The organism is Erwinia sp. STN24, from assembly GCF_041320675.1.
Lineage (GTDB): Bacteria > Pseudomonadota > Gammaproteobacteria > Enterobacterales > Enterobacteriaceae > Erwinia > Erwinia aeris.
The window spans coordinates 71,169-86,526 of record NZ_JBGGPM010000009.1; the positions used below are offsets into that span (position 1 = coordinate 71,169).

The following is a 15,358-nucleotide window of genomic DNA, read 5'->3' on the forward strand; positions in this document are numbered from 1 at the left end:
TCGCTCCTGATTATTTATTTGAACGGTAGGCTTCGATCAGTTCGATAAAGTGATCGAACAGCGGTGCGGCGTCGTGTGGGCCAGGGCTGGCTTCGGGATGGCCCTGGAAACTGAACGCCGGCTTATCCGTGCGGTGAATGCCCTGCACCGTGTGGTCAAACAGCGAGGTATGGGTAATACGCAGGTTCGCTGGCAGGTTGTTGTTGTCTACGGCAAAACCGTGGTTTTGCGCGGTGATCATCACGGTATTGTTGTCGTGATCTTTCACCGGATGGTTGCCGCCGTGGTGGCCCAGCTTCATCTTCACCGTTTTCACATCGCTGGCCAGCGCCAGCAGCTGATGGCCCAGGCAGATGCCGAATACCGGGATCTCCGTTTCCAGGAAAGTCTTAATCGCGGCGATAGCGTAGTCGCAGGGTTCCGGATCGCCAGGGCCGTTAGAGAGGAAGATCCCGTCCGGGTTCATCTTCATTACCTCTTCCGCAGGCGTTTGCGCCGGGACAACCGTCAGGCGACAGCCGCGATCCACCAGCATCCGCAGGATATTTCGCTTCACGCCGTAATCGTAGGCCACCACGTGGAAAGGCAGCTCCTCTTCTTTCTTCGGTGCAGGCAGGCCATCCAGCGTCCAGCTGCCCTGTAGCCACTTGTAGGTTTCTTGCGTAGTGACTTCCTTCGCCAGATCCATGCCCTTCAGGCCTGGAAAAGCTTTTGCTTTTTGCAGCGCCAGCTCGGCATCCGGCGCGTCGCCCGCGATAATGCATCCGTTCTGCGCGCCTTTTTCACGCAGCAGACGGGTCAGCTTACGCGTGTCGATATCGGCAATGGCGACAATATTCAGACGCTTCAGGTAAGCGGAAAGCCCCTCTTCATTACGGAAGTTGCTGGCGATCAACGGCAGGTCGCGGATAACCAGGCCTTCAGCATGAACCTGGGCGGATTCTTCATCGGCGATATTGGTGCCGACATTGCCGATATGAGGATAAGTGAGAGTAACAATCTGGCGGGAATAGGAAGGATCAGTGAGGATTTCTTGATAACCGGTCATTGAAGTGTTGAAAACAACTTCACCCACTGCCGTTCCTGTTGCCCCGATGGCCCGACCGTGGAATTGGGTTCCGTCTTCCAGAACCAATAGCGCTGACTTAATCAAAACATCCTCCAGAGAATAAACAGTCACATTATTTGCATATTAATTCAGGATACACCTTTAAATCAATGCAAAACCTGCCTGTCTGCTCGATTTTTGGCAAATTGCGCGCATTCTAATGATCGCCCCAGCTGATGTCTACCCTGAAGCGGAGTTTTTCATTGTTTTTTGTGCCACTGGCGTAAAAAGATGATGATAGCCACCAAAAACAGCAACTATCGTGGTGATAAAAACGGTTGCCTGACGAAATGAATGGGAAAAATCCAGATAGCCCGAAAAATAGTGGACCAAATGGTCAAAATTAACAAATCAACCCTGTAAAGATGCAGAAAAACACCTAAAAACAACTTTTTGTTAAAAATACCATCTAAATATTATTTATATGCAGAAATAAAAAAAGGGCAGCAAAACTACCCATTCAAAACAGCAACTTAAAAAAATATCCAGATTCGTACTTATCAATTCTTATCAATATTAAGCACATTTCTCATATCAAAAAGACCTTCTTTACTCGCAAAAACCCAGGATGCAGCACGAACAGCGCCTTTTGCAAAGGTCATACGGCTTGAAGCCTTGTGCGTTATCTCTATACGCTCGCCAATATCCGCAAACATCGCGGTATGCTCGCCGACGATATCGCCTGCCCGCACGGTAGCAAAACCAATGGTTTGTGGCTTACGTTCGCCGGTGTGCCCTTCCCGACTATAGACCGCATGCTCTTTAAGATCCCAGTCCATGGCGTCCGCTATCGCTTCGCCCATCGCCAGCGCGGTGCCGGAAGGCGCATCAACCTTATGGCGATGGTGCGCTTCGATAATTTCGATGTCCGCATAATCGCCCATCACCTGCGCGGCCTGCTCCAGCAGCTTCAGCACCAGATTGACGCCCACGCTGAAGTTGGCGGCAAAAACGATGGCTATCTCTTGCGCAGCCGCGCCGATCGCCGCCTTACCGGCCTCGTCAAAGCCGGTGGTGCCGATGACCATCGCTTTTTTGTGCTGACGACAAAACGCCAGATATTCCAGCGTGCCTTCGGGACGGGTAAAGTCGATCAGGACATCAAACTCATCGGCAACCAGCCGATCGCTGACCTTCACGCCCAGCGTACCGGTTCCGGCCAGCTCGCCCGCGTCAATGCCGACCAAAGAAGAGCCGTTACGCACCAGCGCGGCCCCCACGCAAACGCCTTCCGCTTCGTGAGCGGCCTGAATTAACTGACGCCCCATGCGTCCCGCTGCGCCAACAATAGCCAGACGGACCTGTGCCTCATTCATAATGTTTCCCTTAAGTCTGTGCATACAAAACGAAGACAGGTTAACGACACCTTAAGCGCCGCGCCACTAAAAAACACAGGACAGCGCGCGCCTGGCAAAGCTTTCAGGCGGACGGAGAACAGGAAGTGCCGTGTAACAAACTGACGGAAGGTAAACTGGCCCGGACGCCGCGTTATAGCAGCGCCCGCAGGTTAAAATGACGGCATCATTTTATGGGACATGAAAGATCGTGACTACAGGGGGGGTTCTGGTGCTGTTGTTGGTGCTGGTGTTGTTGGTGCTGGTGTTGGTGGTGTTGGTGTTGGTGTTTGTGCCCCTGAACACAGACAGTTCATCAATACCAGCCCGCCCAGCAAAAAGAAACCAACTTTGAACAGGTTGGCGGTTAACGCCAGGTTGGCCTGACTGAGATCGCATAAAAAGCTTCCGCCGCTGACGCGGGTGGCTTCTGTTCGGGTTATTTCTCTCATTTTAATTTCCTTTTAAAATTGAACGGTGCCACACAGAAATAGCAGCGTGAGGCACGACTTATCACCTGAAAATAGTATATCCCCTTCTGACAGAGCAAAATCATACTACGTCTGATAAAACATTCCCGTCAAAATAAATATGCACCCTGCAGTAAAAAAAATAGAAAAAAGGCAAGATTCATTAACAATAAGAAAATAACCAATCAAAAGAGGCTTAAACATGGTAATTTCACGCCACTACATGAAAAATCGAGAAAGGAAGTATTTAAAACGCGCCCACCAGAACGGATACAACCTTCAGCAAACCCTGACTGCAAACCCTAACATTAAGCATTAAATTTTAAATATTAAAAATCAACATCTTGAGATGAAAACAAAAAATCTTCATTATCGCTTTATCTACCAGCCCTTCCCGGTCGTTAATTAGCAGAATAATATTTCAGTTATATATATAAATATTTTACAATACCTTCCAAAACCACTTCATTAATTATCCCCAGCAGAAGCACATAAGAAACAAAAAGAACTATTTTTAAAGCATCATTGAAAACAGATGGTTCAGTTGCTAATGAGTAACTGTCTTATTCTATTGGCGCTCCGGTTACCTGATTGAGATAAACCCGGGCGGCCAGTCTGTCCGCCCGTTTTGTAAAACGGCCATTTTCATCACGGCTCAGAGATTCGCTTACGGCAATCGCGGATAGGCATCGGCAATCCTGTCGCCGGTAAAATTCGCAATCCAGCCTTCCTGATTGTCGAAAATGCGAATAGCGGTAAAGTGCGGTGACGATCCCATATCAAACCAGTGCGGCGTCCCCGCAGGCACGGAGATCAGATCGTTCTTTTCACACAGAATTTGGTAAATATGCCCGTCCAGATGCAGGCAGAACAGCCCCGCCCCCTCCACGAAGAACCGCACTTCGTCTTCGCCATGCGTATGTTCGGAAAGAAACTTTTCCCGCAGCGTCTCTTTCTGCGGATTGTCCGCGCGCATACTGATTACGTCCCAGCTCTGGTAGCCTTTTTCCGCCACCAGCCGATCGATAGCGTGCTGATAAGCGTTAATAACCGTTTCCGGCTGCGGATCCACGCCTAAATCACGATCCGCCTGCCAGCGCTCAAAACGCACGTTTTTGCCACTCAGTTTCTGACGGATCGCTTCTTCATCGGTACTTTGCCAGATCTGCGTTTTCGCTTCGCTGTCGGTAAAAATGGTCAGTGCGCTCATACAAACGACTCCAGAGTAAGGTGATCGAACCGGTTGACCTGAGGATGACGGCTGACGTCATCCGCTTCATCGCGAATTAGCTGCACGGTATGCCAGCCCGCTTCCCGAGCGGCGTCCAGCTCCTGACGAATATCGGATAAAAACAGCAGCTCGCCCGGTGCCAGCCCGATATCTGCGGCAATATTGCGGTAAGAGTCCGTTTCGCGCTTGGCCCCGACGTGCGTATCGAAATAGCCGCTGAACAACGAGGTAATATCACCCTCGTCGCTGTAGCCAAATAACAATTTCTGCGCAGCTACCGAGCCGGATGAATAAACATACAGCCCAATGCCAGCCTGGTGCCAGGCTTTCAGCGCGGGCAGCACGTCCGGATAGAGATGGCCGGTAAAGCTGCCGTTAAAATAGCCATCGCGCCAGATCATGCCCTGTAACGCTTTCAGCGCGGTGGATTTGCGGTCTTCATCCATAAAACCGAACAGCACGGTGATTAAATCCTCTACCGTGGCCTGCGGCTGCGCGATTTCATCACGCAGATCGCTCAGCGCCTGCGCCACCTCTTCCCGGTGCTGAAAAGCGGCAATAAAGGCCGCCAGATTTTCGCGCGCATACGGGAAAAGCACGTTGTGTACGAAGCGAATATCGCTGGTGGTGCCTTCAATATCGGTGACAATAGCGCGGATCATTGGGCCTCCAGAAGCCGACGTTGTAATTCACACTGGAAAAGGAACTCCAGCCCTTCAAGATGGCGACGCGCTTCGTTCACGTCTCTTCCCCAGCAGGTCAGGCCGTGGCCGCGCAGCAGGAAACCGTAGCGCAGCGGATGGCCTTCCGCGTACTGCTCAATACGTTTCGCCAGCGCCTCAATATCCTGATCGTTATCGAACAGCGCAATAGCCACCTCTTCCAGATGCGAGCTTTGTCCGGCCAGCGTTTTCTGCATTTCATAGCCTTGCAATACTAATGCGGCGCGTTTCTCAACTCTTGAGAGTACGGTCGCGTTCACCGTATGAACGTGCAGTACGGCACCCGCTTCGGGAAACAGACGATAGATTAGCGTATGCAGGCCCGTTTCTGCGGAAGGCCTGCGGCCGGAAGGCGCATGGTTAGTGGCGATGGCGACCTGAATAAAGTCCTCGCGGGTTAGCGAACCTTTGTCTTTGCCGGATTCGCTCAGCAGGCAAAACTCGCTGTCCTGCCGCACCGACATATTGCCGCCGGTGGCGGGCGCCCAGCCTTTGGCACCGATCCAGTGGCAGGCCGCCACCAGCCGATCTAATTGCGATGTTGTCATAACCTTCCTTTTCAACCGCTAAGCACGGCATATTCTTATCGTTTAGACGTCTAAGCGTCTTGATTGCCAAATATTAGCACTGACGTTATAGTGGCAGCAACGGGCTAAAACATATCCATAGCGTTCCGCAAGGGTGACTAATCATGAGCCAGACGCCGATTAAGCCTGAGAGCAAACTCCCCGCTCTGGGCACCACTATTTTTTCGCAAATGAGCGCGCTGGCGCAGCAGCATAACGCCATTAATCTTTCTCAGGGCTTCCCGGATTTCGACGGCCCGGACTATCTGAAAGCGCGCCTGGCGCATCACGTCAGCGCTGGCGCCAACCAGTATGCGCCGATGACCGGCGTGCAGCCGCTGCGGCAGGCGATTGCGGCTAAAACGGCGGAGCTTTACGGGCATAAACCCGACGTCGACAGCGAAATCACGGTGACGGCAGGCGCGACCGAAGCGCTGTATGCCGCCATTACCGCGCTGGTGCGGCCGGGCGATGAGGTGATCTGTTTCGATCCCAGCTACGACAGCTATGCGCCAGCGGTGATGCTGGCTGGCGGCGTGATGAAGCGCATCGCTTTGCAGCCGCCGGCTTTTCGCGTCGACTGGCAGGAATTTACCGCGCTGCTGTCGCCTCGTACCCGTCTGGTTGTCCTCAATACACCGCACAATCCTTCCGCTACCGTCTGGCAAAAAAGCGATTTTGCCTCGCTGTGGCAAGCGGTGAAAGCACAGGAAATCTATGTGCTGAGCGACGAGGTTTATGAGCATATCTGCTTTGCCAAAGAGGGCCACGCCAGCGTGCTCGCCCATCCGCAGCTGCGTGAGCGCGCGATCGCCGTTTCCTCGTTTGGCAAAACCTTTCATATGACCGGCTGGAAGGTCGGTTACTGCGTGGCGCCGCCAGCGTTAACGGCGGAAGTGCGCAAGGTGCATCAGTATCTGACCTTTGCCGTCAACACGCCCGCGCAGCTGGCATTGGCCGATATGCTGAACGCCGAACCAGAGCACTACCGCGAGCTGCCGGCGTTTTATCGTGCCCGCCGTGACCGTTTTGTACAGGCGCTGGCGAAAAGTCGCCTGGAAATCCTGCCGTGTGAAGGCACCTACTTTCTGCTGGCCGACTACAGCGCCGTTTCCGATTTGGATGACGTCGCCTTTTGCCAGTGGTTGACCAAAGAAGCGGGCGTGGCGGCGATCCCGCTGTCGGTTTTCTGCGCCGGGCCTTTCCCTCATAAACTCATCCGTCTGTGCTTTGCCAAACAGGAAGCCACGCTGGATGCGGCAGCGGAGCGGCTATGTCAGCTTTAAACCTGAGCGTGCTACAGCAGCCGCTGGTCTGGATGGACGGCGAAGCCAATCTGCGTTTTTTTGACGAGCTGTTAGCCGGATTAACGGGCCGCGACCTGATTGTACTGCCGGAAATGTTTACCACCGGCTTTGCGATGGAGGCGGCGAAAAGCTCGCTGCCGGAAGCGCGCGTGGTGGGCTGGCTACAGGAGAAAGCCCGCGCGGCTGATGCCATGATCGGCGGCAGCGTCGCCGTTCAGACGCCCGCGGGCGCGGTCAATCGCTTCCTGCTGGCGGAGCCGGACGGCACGGTACATCGCTATGACAAGCGCCATCTGTTCCGCATGGCAGGCGAGCACCAGCATTACCTGGCGGGCGAAAGGCGAGAAATCATAGCGTTTCGCGGCTGGCGCATTCTGCCGCAGATTTGCTATGACCTGCGCTTTCCGGTGTTTTCCCGCAACCGCAACGATTACGATCTGGCGCTGTATGTCGCCAACTGGCCGGCAGCGCGCGCGACGCACTGGCAGGCGCTGCTGCTGGCGCGGGCCATTGAAAATCAGGCTTACGTAGCCGGTTGCAATCGCACCGGCCACGATGCCAACGGCCATAGCTACAGCGGTGACAGCCGGATTATCAGCCCGCAGGGCGAAATCCTGGCGGCTGGCGAACCGCATCAGCCAGCGGTACTGAGCGCCGAGCTATCGCTGGACAAGCTGCGCGAATATCGGGAGCGTTTTCCGGCCTGGCGCGATGCGGATGAGTTTAGTTTATAAGCCGTTGCTGCCCGGCATCGCATAGCCTGCTGGCTGAATGCTTCAGCCCGATCGGCTTTCCTGCACGCTTACCGTTCCTTTAACGCTGTTAAACACAATATTCAGCAGCACGGCTACGACACAGGCGGCGCTGATGCCGGAATGGAAAATCGTTCTGACCCAGTCAGGGAAGCGGTCGTAAAAGGTCGGCATCACGATGGGGATCATGCCAAACGCAATGGCCGTCGCCACCACCACCAGGTTCATATTCTCTTTGTAATCGACCTTTGCCAGCGTGCGGATACCGGATGCCGCGACGGTGCCGAACAATACCACGCCCGCGCCGCCCAGCACCGGAGCGGGAACAGCCGCGACTATCCGGCCCAGCACGGGCAGACAGCCAAGCAGCACCAGGATCGCGCCGCCCGCCGCCACTACATAGCGGCTTTTGATGCCGGTAATAGCGACCAGACCAATGTTCTGGGCGAAGGCGCTCTGCGGAAAGGAGTTAAACAGCGGCGCGAGCGCGCTGGTCAGCATATCGGCCCGCAGCCCGCTGGCGATGCGTTTACCGTCAACCTCCGTACCGACAATGTCGCCGATAGCGATCAGCCCGGCAGTGGTTTCGGTAAGCAGCACCAGCACGATCAGCGTCATCGACAGGATGGCCGCCACGTCGAAAACCGGCAGCCCAAAGCTGAGGATGCCGGGCAGCGCCACCACGTCGCCATGCAGCACGCCCGAAAACTGCGTTTTACCGCCTGCCACAGCAAACAGCGTGCCCAACACCATAGCCGCCAGCACGGCCAGCCTTTTTATCGCGGCGTTGCCTACGCGATGAAACAGCAGCACCATCCCCAGCGTCAGCGCGGCCAGCCCGATATTGCCCGGCGAGCCCCATTCCGGCGCGTGTGGATTACCGCCCATCGCCCAGCGCGCGGCGACCGGCATCAGCGACAGGCCGATCACCGTAATCACGGTGCCGGTCACCACCGGAGGAAAAAAGCGGATGATATGGGCAAACAAAGGAGCAATAAGCAGACCAATCAGCGAAGAGGCGATCACCGCGCCGAACACCACCGGCAAGCCGCCGCCGCTGGTCACTAACGTCACCATGGTCGCCACGCCCGCGAAAGAGACGCCCTGCACCAGCGGCAGACGCGAGCCGAAACCGGGCACGCCCAGCGCCTGGAGCAGCGTGGCGCAGCCGCTGACAAACAGCGCCGCCGTCACCAGCATCCCGAGTTCGGCGGCGTGCAGCCCGGCGGCCGAGCCGATAATCAACGGCGGCGCGATAATGCCGCCGTACATCGTCAATACATGCTGCAATCCCCAGGCAAAAGATTTGCCTGCCGGGTAACGCGTATCTTCTGGCCTGGCGCTCATGTTTACCCCTCACTGCTGCACTCGCCGCAAAGGCGGTGCTGGTTATTAATCTCTCCCCAACATCATTCAGGCTGCGGCCCGAAGGATAAAAGGATCAGCTGCCGCGATAGGTAGACCACGACCACGGCGAAATCAGGAAAGGCAGGTGATAGTGGCTGCCCGCTTCCGGCAACACGAAATCGATTTGGGCGCTGACGTAGAGCGCGTCGCGGCCATCGGCGGCAAAATAGTCGCCGATATCAGCAATTAAGCGGTAATGGCCCGGTGCCAGCGGCTCGGGCGTTAAGTCTGTGATGCGGCCATCCGCATCGGTATCGCCCTGCGCCACCGGCAGCCAGCCCTGACTGCTGTTCTGCTCCAGCGAAACGGCGACGCCAATCGCCGGTTTGCCCAGTGCGGTATCCAAAATATGCGTGGTGATGGTGCTCATTGAACTCTCCTGTGCAAATGTAGCTGGGTTAGCGAAACGTCTCTTTTAAACGCAGCAGAGTGATTTCCCGTAGCTGATCCAGCGCTTCCTGCTGCTCCTGTTGCGGGTCGTTGTCGAGGCGTCGATGCAGTTCGGCCAGCATCTCTCCGGCGCTTCGCCCTTTAGCGCGGATTAAAAACACCCGGCCAAAACGCTGTTCGTAAGCGGCGTTTCCTGCCCGTAGCGCCTCTTTCAGCGCGGCATCCGCCTCCTTAACGCTGCCCTGCTCGCCGCTGGAAAGCGCGGCCTCTTTGTCGCTGCCCTGCGCCTTTTCACCGATGCGTGGATGCGCGGAAAGCGCCTTGTCCAGCGCCTGACCGTCCCAGCCGCTCGCCAGCTGCTCGCCGGTTTGCAGCAGCTCGTCCAACGACGCGAAAGGGCGTGCGGACACCACTTCTTCCACCCAGCTTGCCAGCGCGACGCAGTGGGCGATGTGCTTTCTGGCCTCGGCGACCGGGGCCTGATTAAACTGTTCAGGCGACACGCTGACCTCCTGTGCTGTCTGCTGACAGCGCTATCTCGCTCACCGCTTTCGTCCAGGCGCGAACCGCCAGCGCCACGTCTTCCACCCTGACCGATTCCGCCGGATGGTGGCTGATGCCGCGATCGCAGCGGACAAACAACATGCCGACCGGCCAGCGCTCCGCCATGGCAATGGCGTCGTGACCCGCGCCGCTGGGCAGCGAAAGCGAGCGGCCCTGCACCGCCGTTACCGCCTGGCTCAGCGCCGCCTGAAGCTTTTCGTCACAGCGCGTCGCCGGGATCTGGTAATACTCTTCGGCGCTGAAGCTTAAGCCGCGCCGCAGCGCTATCGCTTCCGCCTGGGTCAGCAGCGCCGACAGCAGTTCCGCCAGCGCCCGATCTTCCGGCCCCCGCACGTCCAGGCTCAGCGCCACCTCGCCGGGGATCACGTTGACCGCGCCCGGCAGGCACTGGAGCGTGCCGACCGTTGCCACCAGCTGCGGGCCGTGCTTTGCCGCAGCCTGTTCGATAAACACCATCCATTCCGCTGCCGCCGCCAGCGCGTCTTTACGATGCGTCATCGGCACCGTGCCCGCATGGCCCGCCTCACCGACAAACCGGCAGTTCAGGCGGCGTGCGCCGTTGATCGCCGTGACCACGCCCAGCGCCAGGTCTTCCTGCTCCAGGCACGGCCCCTGCTCTATGTGCAGCTCCAGATAGGCGACGATATCTTTTACCTCACGCGCCGCCTCGCCAATCGCCTGCGCATCCAGCCCGACGTCGGCCATCGCCTGCGCCACGGTGATGCTGTTGCCGTCGGGATGGCTGACCCAGCTTTCCGGCCAGCTTCCGGTCAGGCCGCGACTGCCCAGCAGCGTGATGCCGAAGCGCGTTCCCTCTTCGTCGCCGAAGCCGACGATTTCCACCGCCAGCGGCAGCCGCAGATTTTGCCGGTGCAGCGCCTGCACGGCTTCAATCGCGGTCAGCACGCCGAGCATCCCGTCGTAGCGGCCCGCGTTGCGCACGGTATCCAGATGCGATCCCAGCAGCAGAGCGGGGGCATCGGGCTGCTGCCCTTCATAGCGTCCGCAGATATTGCCGACGCTGTCCTGCCAGATGCGCATTCCCGCCGCCGCCATCCATTCCCCTACCAGCCGGTTGGCCTGGAGGTGTTCAGGCGACAGATAGACGCGGGTGAGCGCGTCCGCCGTTTCGCTGATTTCCGCCAGGCGATCGCAGCGCGCCATCACCCTGGCCGCTGCCTGCTGCGCCTCTGCAAGATTGAGTGGCTCCATCAGCGGCTCCCGACGGCGTAACGATCCCAGGCCGCCTGCATCGCCGCGCCCTGAGGCGTTTTATAACCCAGCCAGGTCAGCACCGATTCCAGCGCGCTCAGCGTCTGCATCACGCAGTCTTTACGGGCGTTATAGCCCATGGTGCCGATGCGCCAGACCTTGCCGTGCAGCGGGCCGAACGAGGTGCCGATTTCAATGCCGAAGTCCTCAAGCATCAGCTTGCGCACCTGGTCACCGTTAATGCCCTGCGGGATGACCACGCCCAGCACGTTGTTCATCTTGTGTTGCAGGTCGCCGAAGGTTTCCAGCCCCATGCCCTGAATGCCTTGCAGCAGCGCGTCGCCGTGCAGCTCGTGGCGGGCGATGCCGTTATCCAGGCCCTCCTGCATAATCAGCCGCGCGCATTCACGCGCGCCGAACAGCGCCGACGTCGCTTCGGTGTGGTGGTTCAGCCGCTCCGGCCCCCAGTAATCCATGATCATCCCCAGATCGAAATAGTTGGAGTAGATCATCTCGTCGTCGCCATCCTGATGCGCCGCCGTGCGGATCCCTTCCTCTACGCATTTGCGTTTGCGGATCGCGGCTTCCATTTCCGAACTTAGCGTGATCGGCGAGGTGCCGGACGGGCCGCCGAGGCATTTCTGCATTCCGGCGGAGACCGCGTCCAGACCCCAGGCGTCGGTTTCCAGCGCGTTGCCGGCCAGCGAGGCCGTGGCATCGGTATAGAACAGCACGCCATATTTTTTACAGATGCCGCCCAGATCGGCCAGCGGTTGCAGCATGGTGGTGGAGGTATCGCCCTGCACGGTCAGCAGCAGACGAGGGCGCACAGTTTTGATCGCGTCTTCGATGCGATCCGGCGTGAAGACTTCGCCCCACGGCACTTCGATGGTGTGCACTTCCGCGCGGCAGCGGCGGGCGATCTCGCACAGCAGATGGCCAAAGCGGCCAAAAACGGGCACCAGCACCTTATCGCCGGGGCGGATCGCCGACAGCAGAATAGCCTCGATGCCCGCGCGCGAGGTGCCGTCAACCAACAGCGTCCAGCGGTTCTGCGTGCGAAACACGCCGCGATACAGTTCCATCACCTCGTTCATATAGTGCGTCATGGCCGGATCGTACTGCCCAAGCAGCTGGCTGGACATGGCGCGCAATACGCGAGGATCGGCGTTAATAGGCCCAGGCCCCATCAACAGGCGCTGCGGCGGATTAATTTGCGGATAGCGGGTTACATCCATTTCGTTTCCTTCTCTTGCAGATCCGGTGCTCAGCTCAGGCCGCGCACCGATGAGATAAACTGTTTCAGCTCCGCCGTCTGCGGGCTGGCGAACACGCTTTTGCTGTCGCCCTGCTCCCAGACGCGGCCCTGATGCATAAACACCACGCGGTCGCCCACTTCCCGGGCAAAATTCATTTCGTGCGTGACTAAAATCAGCGTCATGCCTTCGCGGGCCAGCTGCTCAAGCACCTTCAGCACTTCACCCACCAGCTCCGGATCGAGCGCCGAGGTGATTTCATCGCACAGTAACACTTTGGGCGTCATCGCCAGCGCCCGCGCAATCGCCACGCGCTGCTGCTGGCCGCCGGAAAGGCTGGACGGGTAGTAATCCATGCGCTCGCCGAGGCCGACCTTCTCCAGCATTTGCGCCGCCAGCGCCCGGCATTCCGCCTCTTTCTTTTTCAGCACGCGCCTGGGCGCCAGCATGACGTTTTCCAGCGCCGTCATATGCGGAAACAGGTTGAAGTTCTGAAACACCATGCCAACGGAGCGGCTGATTTCCCGCGCCTGCGAATCGCGATCGGTAATGGTCATGCCGCCCAGCTTGATGCTGCCTTCCTGATAGCCTTCCAGCCCGTTGATGCAGCGCAGCAGCGTGCTTTTCCCCGAGCCGCTGCGGCCGATAATCGAGATGACCTCGCCCATATCAATGTCCAGATCCACGCCTTTCAGCACGTGGTTGGCGCCGTAATATTTCTGTACCTGATTAATGGTGATGAGCGGCATTGAATTTTTTCTCCAGGTACTGGCTGTAGCGCGACAGCGGATAGCAGATCAGGAAGTAGCCTAGCGCCACCAGCCCGAAAACTTTAAAAGGTTGGTAGGTCACGTTATTCAGGATGGTGCCCGCCTTGGTCAGCTCGACAAAGCCGATAATCGACGCCAGCGCGGTGCCTTTGACCACCTGTACGGCAAAGCCCACGGTCGGCGCAATGCCGATACGCAGCGCCTGCGGCAGCACCACGCGATACAGCGTCTGGCCTTTGGCAAGCCCCAGGCAGCGCGACGCCTCCCACTGCCCTTTCGGCAACGCGTTGATGCTGCCCACCCAGATATCGATCAGAAAGGCGCTGGTATAGAGCGTCAGCGCCAGCGAGGCGGCCGTCCACGGCGAGACGTCGATGCCGAACAGCGCCACGCCGAAAAACGCCAGAAACAGTTGCATCAGCAGCGGCGTGCCCTGAAAAAGCTCGATACAGGCGCTGATAACCCGGTTAGGCCAGCGGCGGCGCGTCAGGCGCACCATCACCAGCGGCATCGCCACCAGCGTGCCGCCAAAGAACGCGGTCAGCGACAGCAGCAGCGTCCAGCGCGCCGCCAGCAGTAAATTGCGCAGAATGTCCCAGTCGGTAAATGTCGTCATCAGGCCGTTCCTCCCAGCCATTTACGTCCGGCCGCCAGCAGCAGCTGACGCATGGCGATCGACAGCGCCAGATAAATCAGCGTGGTGACCAGATAGACCTCAAAACTTAAAAAGGTGCGTGACTGGATCAGGTTGGCGGCAAAGGTCAGCTCTTCATACGAAACCTGCGAGACCACGGACGATCCCAGCATCACGATGATGCACTGGCTGACCAGCGCCGGATAAATGCGCTTTAAAGAAGGTGGCAGAACCACGCGCAGGAAAGTCTGCGACCGCGTCAGGCCCAGCACCCGGCCCGCTTCCCACTGGCCTTTCGGCGTGACCTGGATCCCGGCGCGGATAATTTCCGTGCTGTAGGCGCCCAGGTTGATCAGCATCGCCAGCAGCGCCGCTTCGCCAGCGGTCAGCTTCAGCCCCAGGTTCGGCAGGCCAAACACGATAAAGAACAGCTGCACCACAAACGGCGTGTTACGGATCAGCTCAACGTAGCAGCCCCACAGGCGGCTGAGCGCCGAAGGCCGTCCGCTACGCAGCGCCGCGCCCAGAATACCGAGCGCCACGCCGCCCGCCGTCGCCATCACCGTCAGCTGAATAGTGATCCAGAGTCCGGCCAGCAGCTGCGGCCAGTAAGGCAGCAGCGCCGGAAAGTCGAGTTGCTCCGTCATTGGCCGGCCCTTACGCGCTGAAGTCGGCCGGCAACGGCGCTTTCAGCCACTGCTGCGACAGCCCGTTCAGCGTTTTATCTTTGATCGCCTGTTCGATAAGGCTATCCACCTTCGCCTTCAGCGCCGGTTCGCCTTTGCGCATCCCGATAAAACAGGGCGAATCTTTCAGCATAAACTTAGCCACCGGCGCTTTGTCTGCGTTCTGGCGCGCAATCGCCGCCACCACCAGGTTGCCGGTCGCCACATACTGTACCTGGCCCGACAGGTAGGCCGACAGCGTAGTGTTGTTATCCTCATAGCGTTTCAGCTGCGCGTCTTTGGGCGCAATATCGCTTAATGCCATATCCTCTACCGCGCCGCGAGTTACGCCAATCGACTTGCCGCTCAGCCCGGCTGCCGCTTGCAGTTCGGCCTCTTTCGGCCCGAAAACGCCCAGGAAGAAAGGCGCATAGGCGCGGCTGAAGGCGATAACTTTTTCCCGCTCGGGATTTTTACCCAGGCTGGAGATCACCAGATCCACTTTATCCGTCTGTAAATAGGGGACGCGGTTGGCGCTGGTGACCGGCACCAGCTGTAACTTAAGTTTCATCTGGCTGGCCAGGTAGCGCGCCATATCGATATCGTAACCCTGCGGCTGTAGCTCGGTGCCGACCGAGCCAAACGGCGGAAAGTCCTGCGGCACGGCGACGCGAAGCACGCCGCGTTTCTCTATATCCTGCAACTGATCCGCTTGTGCGGCCTGGGTGAACAGCAATACTGCGCCCGCGATCGCCAGTAACGTTTTTTTCATTTTCTCTTCCCCGGTTAAGCCAACATGAAACGAAAGATTCCTGAAATAATCATTTGCAACTAATGTGCCAGCCACGGAAAAAGGGATCGCCACCCGTGGAACAGCACGCAAAGAAAGGAAAAAGCGGTTTCAAACTAGCCAGAAAGCAGAAGATAAGGCAGAAAAAGAAGCATGTCAGCAAGCTCAGAAAACAGTTTC

At 57.9% G+C, this 15,358-nt stretch carries 17 protein-coding genes; 2 read left to right on the forward strand and 15 right to left on the reverse strand.

Annotated elements, in window-relative coordinates; genetic code table 11:
• Positions 1 to 10 precede the first annotated feature (10 nt).
• From carA to ACA373_RS20745, 6 genes are all read right to left on the reverse strand, one after another.
• The gene (carA, locus tag ACA373_RS20720) at positions 11 to 1,153 is read right to left on the reverse strand and encodes a glutamine-hydrolyzing carbamoyl-phosphate synthase small subunit (protein WP_301251485.1); all 1,143 of its coding nucleotides are present in this window, start codon (positions 1,151 to 1,153) and stop codon (positions 11 to 13) included.
• A gap of 455 nt (positions 1,154 to 1,608) precedes the next feature.
• Positions 1,609 to 2,424, reverse strand: a complete 816-nt coding sequence (gene dapB / locus ACA373_RS20725) for a 4-hydroxy-tetrahydrodipicolinate reductase (protein WP_370735017.1) — start codon at positions 2,422 to 2,424, stop codon at positions 1,609 to 1,611.
• 233 nt (positions 2,425 to 2,657) lie between these two features.
• Complete coding sequence (locus ACA373_RS20730) at positions 2,658 to 2,894, reverse strand: hypothetical protein (protein ID WP_370735018.1); 237 nt, start codon at positions 2,892 to 2,894, stop codon at positions 2,658 to 2,660.
• Between the two features lie 685 nt (positions 2,895 to 3,579).
• On the reverse strand, positions 3,580 to 4,122 hold the full coding sequence (locus ACA373_RS20735) for an acireductone dioxygenase (protein WP_370735019.1): 543 nt from the start codon (positions 4,120 to 4,122) through the stop codon (positions 3,580 to 3,582).
• Entirely contained in the window at positions 4,119 to 4,805 is a 687-nt protein-coding gene (gene mtnC, locus ACA373_RS20740; protein WP_370735020.1) for an acireductone synthase, read from the reverse strand. The genes ACA373_RS20735 and mtnC overlap by 4 nt, the downstream gene beginning before the upstream one ends.
• Positions 4,802 to 5,413, reverse strand: a complete 612-nt coding sequence (locus ACA373_RS20745) for a methylthioribulose 1-phosphate dehydratase (protein WP_301730733.1) — start codon at positions 5,411 to 5,413, stop codon at positions 4,802 to 4,804. Before ACA373_RS20745 ends, mtnC begins: the two co-directional genes overlap by 4 nt.
• A gap of 143 nt (positions 5,414 to 5,556) precedes the next feature.
• Between ACA373_RS20745 and ACA373_RS20750 the strand changes: the two genes are divergently transcribed.
• Positions 5,557 to 6,717, forward strand: coding sequence for a pyridoxal phosphate-dependent aminotransferase (locus ACA373_RS20750; RefSeq protein WP_370735021.1), 1,161 nt, complete (start codon positions 5,557 to 5,559; stop codon positions 6,715 to 6,717).
• A complete protein-coding gene (locus tag ACA373_RS20755) occupies positions 6,705 to 7,472 on the forward strand; it encodes an amidohydrolase (protein ID WP_370735022.1) in 768 nt (255 codons plus the stop codon). The genes ACA373_RS20750 and ACA373_RS20755 overlap by 13 nt, the downstream gene beginning before the upstream one ends.
• Positions 7,473 to 7,514: 42 nt before the next feature.
• Here the strand turns inward: ACA373_RS20755 and ACA373_RS20760 are convergent, their stop codons facing one another.
• The 9 genes from ACA373_RS20760 to ACA373_RS20800 all read right to left on the reverse strand — a co-directional run bounded on the left by ACA373_RS20760 (position 7,515) and on the right by ACA373_RS20800 (position 15,160).
• A complete protein-coding gene (locus ACA373_RS20760) occupies positions 7,515 to 8,837 on the reverse strand; it encodes a nucleobase:cation symporter-2 family protein (RefSeq protein ID WP_370735023.1) in 1,323 nt (440 codons plus the stop codon).
• Positions 8,838 to 8,931: 94 nt separating this feature from the next.
• Entirely contained in the window at positions 8,932 to 9,267 is a 336-nt protein-coding gene (gene uraH / locus ACA373_RS20765) for a hydroxyisourate hydrolase (RefSeq protein ID WP_370735024.1), read from the reverse strand.
• Between the two features lie 28 nt (positions 9,268 to 9,295).
• Positions 9,296 to 9,790 (reverse strand): 2-oxo-4-hydroxy-4-carboxy-5-ureidoimidazoline decarboxylase, encoded by a 495-nt coding sequence (uraD, locus tag ACA373_RS20770; protein ID WP_370735025.1) that lies wholly within the window; start codon positions 9,788 to 9,790, stop codon positions 9,296 to 9,298.
• Entirely contained in the window at positions 9,780 to 11,063 is a 1,284-nt protein-coding gene (gene hpxK, locus ACA373_RS20775; protein WP_370735026.1) for an allantoate amidohydrolase, read from the reverse strand. The genes uraD and hpxK overlap by 11 nt, the downstream gene beginning before the upstream one ends.
• Positions 11,063 to 12,301 (reverse strand): alanine--glyoxylate aminotransferase family protein, encoded by a 1,239-nt coding sequence (locus ACA373_RS20780; protein ID WP_370735027.1) that lies wholly within the window; start codon positions 12,299 to 12,301, stop codon positions 11,063 to 11,065. The genes hpxK and ACA373_RS20780 overlap by 1 nt, the downstream gene beginning before the upstream one ends.
• Before the next feature lie 29 nt (positions 12,302 to 12,330).
• A complete protein-coding gene (locus ACA373_RS20785) occupies positions 12,331 to 13,068 on the reverse strand; it encodes an amino acid ABC transporter ATP-binding protein (RefSeq protein ID WP_125288932.1) in 738 nt (245 codons plus the stop codon).
• A complete protein-coding gene (locus ACA373_RS20790; protein WP_253455338.1) occupies positions 13,049 to 13,705 on the reverse strand; it encodes an amino acid ABC transporter permease in 657 nt (218 codons plus the stop codon). Before ACA373_RS20790 ends, ACA373_RS20785 begins: the two co-directional genes overlap by 20 nt.
• Positions 13,705 to 14,370, reverse strand: coding sequence for an amino acid ABC transporter permease (locus ACA373_RS20795; protein ID WP_253455339.1), 666 nt, complete (start codon positions 14,368 to 14,370; stop codon positions 13,705 to 13,707). Before ACA373_RS20795 ends, ACA373_RS20790 begins: the two co-directional genes overlap by 1 nt.
• Before the next feature lie 10 nt (positions 14,371 to 14,380).
• The gene (locus tag ACA373_RS20800) at positions 14,381 to 15,160 is read right to left on the reverse strand and encodes a transporter substrate-binding domain-containing protein (RefSeq protein WP_370735028.1); all 780 of its coding nucleotides are present in this window, start codon (positions 15,158 to 15,160) and stop codon (positions 14,381 to 14,383) included.
• Between the last annotated feature and the right edge of the window lie 198 nt (positions 15,161 to 15,358).

Excerpts from the sequence above, each read along its gene's own strand:
- dapB (WP_370735017.1), bottom strand. The coding sequence starts at position 2,424 with ATGAATGAGGCACAGGTCCGTCTGGCTATTGTTGGCGCAGCGGGACGC.
- ACA373_RS20730 (WP_370735018.1), bottom strand. The coding sequence starts at position 2,894 with ATGAGAGAAATAACCCGAACAGAAGCCACCCGCGTCAGCGGCGGAAGC.
- ACA373_RS20735 (WP_370735019.1), bottom strand. The coding sequence starts at position 4,122 with ATGAGCGCACTGACCATTTTTACCGACAGCGAAGCGAAAACGCAGATC.
- mtnC (WP_370735020.1), bottom strand. The coding sequence starts at position 4,805 with ATGATCCGCGCTATTGTCACCGATATTGAAGGCACCACCAGCGATATT.
- ACA373_RS20745 (WP_301730733.1), bottom strand. The coding sequence starts at position 5,413 with ATGACAACATCGCAATTAGATCGGCTGGTGGCGGCCTGCCACTGGATC.
- ACA373_RS20750 (WP_370735021.1), top strand. The coding sequence starts at position 5,557 with ATGAGCCAGACGCCGATTAAGCCTGAGAGCAAACTCCCCGCTCTGGGC.
- ACA373_RS20755 (WP_370735022.1), top strand. The coding sequence starts at position 6,705 with ATGTCAGCTTTAAACCTGAGCGTGCTACAGCAGCCGCTGGTCTGGATG.
- ACA373_RS20760 (WP_370735023.1), bottom strand. The coding sequence starts at position 8,837 with ATGAGCGCCAGGCCAGAAGATACGCGTTACCCGGCAGGCAAATCTTTT.
- uraH (WP_370735024.1), bottom strand. The coding sequence starts at position 9,267 with ATGAGCACCATCACCACGCATATTTTGGATACCGCACTGGGCAAACCG.
- hpxK (WP_370735026.1), bottom strand. The coding sequence starts at position 11,063 with ATGGAGCCACTCAATCTTGCAGAGGCGCAGCAGGCAGCGGCCAGGGTG.
- ACA373_RS20780 (WP_370735027.1), bottom strand. The coding sequence starts at position 12,301 with ATGGATGTAACCCGCTATCCGCAAATTAATCCGCCGCAGCGCCTGTTG.
- ACA373_RS20785 (WP_125288932.1), bottom strand. The coding sequence starts at position 13,068 with ATGCCGCTCATCACCATTAATCAGGTACAGAAATATTACGGCGCCAAC.
- ACA373_RS20790 (WP_253455338.1), bottom strand. The coding sequence starts at position 13,705 with ATGACGACATTTACCGACTGGGACATTCTGCGCAATTTACTGCTGGCG.
- ACA373_RS20795 (WP_253455339.1), bottom strand. The coding sequence starts at position 14,370 with ATGACGGAGCAACTCGACTTTCCGGCGCTGCTGCCTTACTGGCCGCAG.
- ACA373_RS20800 (WP_370735028.1), bottom strand. The coding sequence starts at position 15,160 with ATGAAAAAAACGTTACTGGCGATCGCGGGCGCAGTATTGCTGTTCACC.